This is a genomic window from Streptomyces sp. SAS_270 (assembly GCF_052543295.1).
The window spans coordinates 1-7,218 of record NZ_JBMNDS010000155.1 but is presented as its reverse complement, the minus strand read 5'-3'; the positions used below and the strand labels follow the sequence as shown (position 1 = coordinate 7,218).

At 69.9% G+C, this 7,218-nt stretch carries 6 protein-coding genes and 1 pseudogene; 2 read left to right on the top strand and 5 right to left on the bottom strand.

The features are described from left to right. Nucleotides 1–78 precede the first annotated feature (78 nt). A pseudogene (locus tag ACN6LB_RS45315) lies at nucleotides 79–671 on the top strand (TioE family transcriptional regulator); the annotation flags it as partial. Between the two features lie 21 nt (nucleotides 672–692). Here ACN6LB_RS45315 and ACN6LB_RS45310 read toward each other — a convergent pair. The 5 genes from ACN6LB_RS45310 to ACN6LB_RS45290 all read right to left on the bottom strand — a co-directional run bounded on the left by ACN6LB_RS45310 (nucleotide 693) and on the right by ACN6LB_RS45290 (nucleotide 5,651). Beyond that, entirely contained in the window at nucleotides 693–1,340 is a 648-nt protein-coding gene (locus ACN6LB_RS45310; protein ID WP_356148388.1) for a class I SAM-dependent methyltransferase, read from the bottom strand. A 273-nt stretch (nucleotides 1,341–1,613) separates the two neighbouring features. Beyond that, nucleotides 1,614–2,237: a hypothetical protein gene (locus ACN6LB_RS45305; RefSeq protein ID WP_445031032.1), complete on the bottom strand. Its 624-nt coding sequence runs from the start codon at nucleotides 2,235–2,237 to the stop codon at nucleotides 1,614–1,616. A gap of 390 nt (nucleotides 2,238–2,627) precedes the next feature. Next, on the bottom strand, nucleotides 2,628–3,092 hold the full coding sequence (locus tag ACN6LB_RS45300; protein ID WP_356148374.1) for a nuclear transport factor 2 family protein: 465 nt from the start codon (nucleotides 3,090–3,092) through the stop codon (nucleotides 2,628–2,630). Nucleotides 3,093–3,196: 104 nt separating this feature from the next. Next, nucleotides 3,197–3,970: a 3-oxoacyl-ACP reductase FabG gene (gene fabG, locus ACN6LB_RS45295; protein ID WP_445031031.1), complete on the bottom strand. Its 774-nt coding sequence runs from the start codon at nucleotides 3,968–3,970 to the stop codon at nucleotides 3,197–3,199. 88 nt (nucleotides 3,971–4,058) lie between these two features. Beyond that, nucleotides 4,059–5,651, bottom strand: a complete 1,593-nt coding sequence (locus ACN6LB_RS45290; protein WP_445031030.1) for an MFS transporter — start codon at nucleotides 5,649–5,651, stop codon at nucleotides 4,059–4,061. A gap of 314 nt (nucleotides 5,652–5,965) precedes the next feature. On the opposite strand from ACN6LB_RS45290, the gene ACN6LB_RS45285 reads away from it, so the two are divergent. Then, nucleotides 5,966–7,218 (top strand): FAD-dependent monooxygenase (locus ACN6LB_RS45285; protein WP_445031029.1); only part of this gene is annotated, 1,253 nt, incomplete at its 3' end.

Genomic DNA, 7,218 nt, shown 5'->3' with positions numbered 1-7,218 from the left:
CAACCCCGTGCCGCGTAGCGGCACAGCAGCGATCGAGAAGGCCAGAATCCTCGGGCTTCAGCCCGAGGAGCAAGTCAACGCACCTATACGCCGCTGCACGCGGCGGCCCTCGCACCTTCCTCGCCCTGGTACCCGGCCACGGCCACCAGGCGGCGGCATCGATCATGCGGGCGGTGAACGAGGACGCGCCCGAGGAGGCGTTCGGCGTCATCGACGCCGGCCACGCCCAGCTCCTGGAGGACCGCCGGACCCTTCAGGCCGTACACAGCGCCCTGCGCGACCTGGAACCCACCCCCGCACCCCCACCCGGCGCAGAACCCCGGCCCGGCACCACGTTCATCGGACCACTGGCAGCCCAGCTCGGCCTCCGCCCCGCCACCCTGCGCACCTGGGAACGCGCCGGACTGGTGCAACCCCGCCGCGACCCCCTGACCGGCTACCGCATCTACGACGACGCCGACATCCGCGATGCCCGGCTGGCCCACCAACTACGGCGGGGCGGCTACCTGCTGGAGCAGATCGCCCCGCTGATCACCCAGGTGCGGGCAGCCGGCGGACTTGAGCCACTGCAGGACGCACTGCGCGACTGGCACGGCCGGCTGGCCACCCGCGGCCGGGCGATGCTGAACGGCGCCGCCGAACTGGAGGCCTACCTGCGCCTGCGCGAATAAGACGCCACCAACAGCCCCAGCTCAGGCCCTGCGGGCCAGCAGCTGGATCTCCTGGAACTGGCGTCGGTCGGTGGGCTGAGGTTCGCGGACCATCCGGGCCACCTCCGCCAGCCCGGCCGTACGCAGCAGCGCGGAGAGATGGTCGGGCCACCACCGGTAGGCCGGCGCGACGGCATGATCGAAGACCTGCGTGAGGTGAGAGGGACCGTCGGTGGCCGAAAAGCCGATCAGAAGATGGCCGCCGGGTGCCAGCACACGGGCGAACTCCGCGAAAATGACGGGGAGTTCCTGCGGCGGGGTGTGGATGACGGACCACCGGGAGAGTACGCCGCCCAGCACGCCGTCGGCGATGTCCAGCGCGGCCATCGAGCCCACCTCGAACCGCAGGCCCGGACAGTCCTGCCGGGCCAGCTCGATCATCGCGGGCGAGGCATCCACGCCGAACACCGAAACCCCCAACTCGGCCAGATGCGCGGTGACATGACCGGGCCCGCACCCCACATCCACGACCTGAGCCCCTCCACCGGCCCCTACGGCCTCGGCGAAGACACCCAGCATCGCGCGGTCCAGGGGCCTGTCCTGCAGAGCGTCACGGAACTGCTGCGCATAGACGGAGGCGGCAGCGTCGTAGGCCTCGCGGGTGGCACTCAGAGCATCGTGTTCGACCATCCCTTGATCTTCGCAGGGAATCCCGGTCTTCAGGCCGGGCGGGAATGCGATCCTCGGCCCGCAGGCGCGCAGCGCCGGAGTTCACTGCGTTGTCAGTGGCCTCCGCTAGATGATCTATTCCAAGGGGTCAGTGATCGTAGGCGATCAGTGAGCGTAGGACGGTTGGATCTCGTCGCCGGAGAGTTCGATCTGGCGGCCGACGTAGTCCCGCGGGCAGTCGAAGGCGGTGGCGGCGAGCAGTGGGTCGACGACGGGGACTGACCGTACGGGGGCTTACGGAGGATTCGTGGGCGTACCCGCACGAGTCATGCCGACAGCCGTAAACGTTGCTGCCGCTGCCGTGGCAGCAGCAGTGAATGCGACGACCAGCCACATACCCCCGACAGGGGCATTCGTCTGCGGCGCGGCGAAGCCTCCTGGCGCCGCGTACACCACGAGCCGGTCTCCTGCCTCCGCGTCGGCGGGGCATGCCTTCCCGACCGGGATGAGCTCCGACTCCCTCAGATTCCGCTCGAGTTCCGTGCCGTCGAGGCGTTCCAGCGAGCACTCCCACCAGAACCGGGTGACCTTCCCCGTCGGGGAGTTCCGCTCATGCCGTACGGACTCCGTGACGACGGTGTCCACCGGCTTGCCCCACACAGCGAGCACGGCCTGGTCGAGAAACGTCAGCAACCCCAGAGCCAGGAGAAACTCCACGACCGCGGCCACCCCGAAGTGCCAAGAACCAAGACGGACGAAGCACACGCCGATCAAGGAGATCCCCACGCCGAGGACCAACAGCGTCGCAACGACCGCCACTGCCGGGTGAGGCCACCACGCGGGAACCAGCACCACCGCGGCCACGGCCAGCCCGCACATCAGCACGGAAGCGGCGACGCCCAGCAGGACGCCGACCACCCACAACTGTGGTCTCCCTCTCACTGCCCCCTCCTCAACTGCTGTAGTCCTCAGGCGCATTCATGCCCAGCCCGTCGGCGGTCTGACCCAGGTGCGAGCGACCATCCCGCAAGCACGCACGGTTACTCACCGATCTGGCCGTACGTGGGGAGTTCTTGATGGCCGCTGTCAGCCGCCGCCCACCCCACACCCTCCGCAAGCATCCCTTGGAATTGATCATCTAGTTCCCGGCGCTGACACGAGCCGCGAGAACACCTGATCCTCCCGCGCCCCTGGGGCGCAGCGCGCGACTGCCGGCGGCCAAGGGGGCCGCCGGCAGTCGAGGGAGGGTTTCTGGAGAACCGGGAGAACCGGGAGACCCGGGTGAAAGAGCGCCGGGGGAGAGGGGGTTCAGGCGGCAGCGGTGCGGTTTCCCTGCGCGTCCAGCGGCGACCACCACAGCGCCGAGGTGGCGGCGCCGTCGCCGAGTATGACGCCGCGGCCTTCCACGACCCGCCCGTCCCGCCAGCGCAGCAGGTGCAGTGCGGTGACGTCGAGCAGGTCGTAGGGCGAGGTGGAATCGGAGGGCGCGCCGGCGCGCAGCGCCCAGTTCTTGTTGACGTCGACCGAGTAGCCGTCCGCCGCATTGGCCATGATCGTTACGTTCTCCGCCCGGTAGGAACCGGCGGACAGCTTCCCGACGGTCCCGAGGAAGCCGAGGAACGCGTCCAGGCCCTCGTGCCATCCGGCGTGGGCGTGGTTGCCGGGGATCTCGAAGCGCAGGTTCTCGTCCCAGTACTCCAGCATCTTGTCCCGGTCACCGCTTGCCAGCGCGATGAAGGCGTCCTGGACGCGGTCGGTGGTCAGTTCGGGCATGGAAGAACTCCTTAGGAGAATGGGAATGACAATGGGGGTGGGGGTGGGGTGAGGGTGAGGAGGGGAGTGGGGGAGGCCGGGCGGTCGTGTGACGGGAGCGCCCGTCAGCTCAGCGGGCCGCCGGCGACGTAGAGGATCTGGCCGGAGACGAAGCCGGCATCCTGCCCGCAGAAGAACGCGATGGCTTCGGCGACGTCCGAGGCGGTGCCCACCCGGCGGACCGGGATCTGTGCGGCGCAGGACTCTTGGAACTCCTCGAAGCTCAGGCCCATCCGCTCGGCGGTGGCAGCGGTCATGTCGGTGGCGATGAATCCGGGTGCCACCGCGTTGACGGTGACGCCGAACGGGCCGAGTTCGATGGCCAGCGTCTTGGTGAAGCCCTGCAGGCCCGCCTTGGCGGCGGCGTAGTTGGCCTGGCCGCGGTTGCCCAGCGCGGAACTGCTGGACAGGTTGACGATCCGGCCCCAGCCGGCCTTCGTCATGTGCCGCTGGACCGCGCGGCTCATCAAGAACGCGCCCCGCAGATGCACGGAGAGGACGGTGTCCCAGTCCGCCTGCGACATCTTGAACACCAGGTTGTCGCGCAGCACCCCGGCGTTGTTCACCAGGATGCCGGGGCTGCCCAGTTCCTCGGCGATCCGCTCCACCGCGCTTTCGACCTGCTTTTCGTCACTGACATCGGCGCCCACCGCCATGGCGCGGCCGCCGGCGTCGAGGATCGCCTGCACGGTGGTGTGGCAGTTGCTCTCGTCGAGGTCGACGACGGCGACCGCGTGCCCGGCCGTGGCCAGCCGGCGGGCGGTGGCGCCACCGATCCCGCGGGCCGCCCCGGTGACCACCGCGACGCGCCCCGGTGCGCGGACGCTTTCGCTCGTCATGCTGATTTCTCCGATCGCAGGGGCCCGGCCATCGGGCGTGAAGGGCGTGAAGGGCGTGAAGGGTGTTGCGGGGCGGGGGAGTTGGTGCTCAGGCCCCGACGGGCACGTTGGTGTCGGCCTCAGCCTGATCGGGTGCGGTCTGCTCGGCCTGCGCCGCAGCAGCCGCACGGGCCTTGGCGCCGACCACGGCCACCAGCAGCGTGGCGGCGGCGGCGAACGCGGCCAGGATCCACAGCAGTTGGTGCAGGCCGGAGGTGAAGGCGTCGGCGCCGATCTGGTGGAAGGCGGCGCGTGAAGCGGCCGGCACGGTGTCGGTGGGGCCGCTGAGCTGGCCCTGGTTGAGGGCGTCGGCCAGGGCGCCCGGCTGGTGCCCGTAGGGTCCGGGGTAGGCGTCGAGCTTGCTGCCGATCTGCTGGCGGGTGAAGGTCGCCAGCAGGGTGCCGGCCACCGCGATGCCGATGGCCTCGCCGGCCAGCCGCATCGTGTTGAACATTCCGGCGGCCATCCCGGCCCGCTCGGCGTCCACGCTGGAGACGGCCGCGCCGTCCATCACACCGAACGACACACCGATGCCGATACCGATGACCGCGAAGGGGCCCAGCGCCGCCCAGTTGCTCACGTCGGGGCTGAGCACCGTCAGCCAGGCCGCGCCGATGGCCGTCAGGGCGACCGAGGCGGTGACCATGTGGCGCACCGGGATCCACCGCAGCAGCGCACCGGCGATCATCGGGAAGAAGATCGTCGGAACGGTGAGCATCAGCATGTCCACACCGGCGTGCATGGTGCTCTGGTCCTTGACCGCGGTCAGGTAGGTGGGCAGGTACACCAGCAGCGGGGTGAAGGCGAAGACCAGCGCGACCACGCCGACGCACAGCGACACGAACTGCGGCTGGCTGAACAGCTTCAGGTCGAACATCGGGCGTTCCTGGTGGCGTTCGACGTACACGAAGGCGACCAGCAGGACGGCGAACACCACGTACGCCGCGATGTTGAAGGGGGAGGCCCAGCCCAGCTGGGAACCCTCGAGCAGGGCGGCGATCAGCGCGGCCAGCGCGCCGCTGAAGGTGAAGGTGCCGGCCCAGTCCACGCGGGTGGCCTGCGGGTCACGCGACTCGGGCAGGAACACGGTCAGGGCGACGACCACCGCGCCGGCGATCGCGGGAACCAGGAACACCGAACGCCAGCCGAAGTTGGTGGACAGCGAACCCGCGACGAACGGCCCGAACGCCATGCCGATGCCCACCGCGGTACCAAAGACACCGAAGGCCTTGGCGCGTGCCGGACCGTCGAACACCTGGGCCAGCAGGGCGCTGCCGGAGGTCAGGACGGCCGCGGCGCCGACGCCGGCGATGGCGCGGGCGATGTCCAGCAGCACGATGCCGTTGGACAGTGCCGAGATGAGTGAGCACAGCGCGAACAGTGCGATGCCGGTCAAGAACACCTTGCGTCGGCCGAAGCGGTCGGCGAAGGAACCCGCCGCGAGCATGAAGCTGGCGAACGTGAGGTCGTAGCCGTTGACGATCCACTGTCCGGCGGCGAGCCCGTTGTGGAAGTCGGCCGCCACGCCGGGCATCGCCACCGACGCCCCGGTCAGGGAGATCGGCAGCAGCAGGGAGGCCAGCACCACCGCGGTGAGAGTGATCACCGGGTGGCGGGCGGCGGAGGGGGGTGTGTCCTTCATCAGCATCCTTGTCGGGTCGCAGAAACACTTGTCGCGTTCACAAGCGGGGGAGGCGCCGCAATTTCACCTGCAGGGAATTTGGGCGCAGTGCGAAGAGGCACAGCCAAATCTATGGCCGGGCAAGGATGTTGAGAATTCCCCCTTGGGTCAGCCGGTGATGTCACTTTGGAAACACCGGGACTTGTCTTGCAGCCGGAATCCTTCCGCCCCGCCGGCCCCGTGCCTAGCGTGAGGCGACGTCCCACACCCCGTCCGCGCCATGCGAATCAGCCATGCGGATCAGCCATGCGAATCAAACGAACAGGACTCTTTCCATGAACGAACCAGTCGTCGTGGTGGGTGCCGGTCCGGTCGGCCTTGTCCTTGCCTGCGAACTCCTTCAGCAAGGAATTCCGGTACGGATTCTCGATGCCGCACGCGGGCACACCGCGCATTCCCGGGCCACCACCATCTGGCCTCGCCCGCTGGAACTCCTTCGCCGTATCGGCGTGACGGATCAACTGCTCGACGAGGGCTTCAAGGTCCGCGGTGTCTCCTACCTCTCCAACAACCGGCATCTGGCGACCGCATGGCTGGACCGGCTCGACACGACACCCTTCCCCTTCGCGCTCGGCATCCCCCAGGACCGCACCGAGGCGGTCCTCGAAGCCCGCCTCCAGGAGCTGGGCGGCAAGGTCGAACGCGGCGCCCGCCTCACCGCGCTGGACGCCTCGGGCCCGCGCGCGCACGCCACGTTCGAGCTCCCCGGCGGCACCAGCGAACAGATCGACGCCTCCTGGGTCATCGGCGCGGACGGCGCGCACAGCACCGTCCGAAAAGAGCTCGGCATCGCCTTCGCCGGGGCGCAGCTGCCGGTCAACTTCGCCATCACCGACGCGCAGCTGTCCGGCGACCTGCCCCCCGACGTCGTCCACTACTGCTACACCGCCCAGGGCGGCATGGCGCTGGCCCCCGTCGCACGCGGCGTGCACCGGGTCGCGGTCAGCGTGCCGCCCGAACTCGCCGAGACCGAACCCTCCCGCGACTTCTTCCAACGCGTGCTGAGCGAACGCGGCCCCGGCGGCGTCACCCTGGGCGAACTGCGCTTCAGCGCCGTCTTCCGCGTCCACGTCCGCTCCGCGGAACGCTTCCGCAGCGGCCGCGCCCTGCTGGCCGGAGACGCCGCGCACGTGATGAGCCCGGCCGGCGGGCAGGGCATGAACACCGGACTGCAGGACGCCGCCAACCTCGGCTGGAAACTCGCCGGCGTCCTGCGCGGCACCCTGCACGAATCCGCCCTGGACAGCTACGACGCCGAACGCCGGCCCGCCGTCCACGCGGTCGCCAAGACCACCTCCCTGCAGACCCGCTGGGGCATGCTGACCAACCCCGCGCAGCTCGCCCTGCGCGACGCCGCCGTACGCACCGCCGGCCGCACCGGACTCCTGCAGCGCTACCTCTCCCCCCAGATCGCCCAGCTGGAGGTCACCTACCCGGCCACCACCACCGCCCGGCGCACCCGCACCACCCTCCAGCCCGGCGCCCGCCTCCCCGTCCTGCGCGGCGCCGACACCGGCGCCGAGCACGG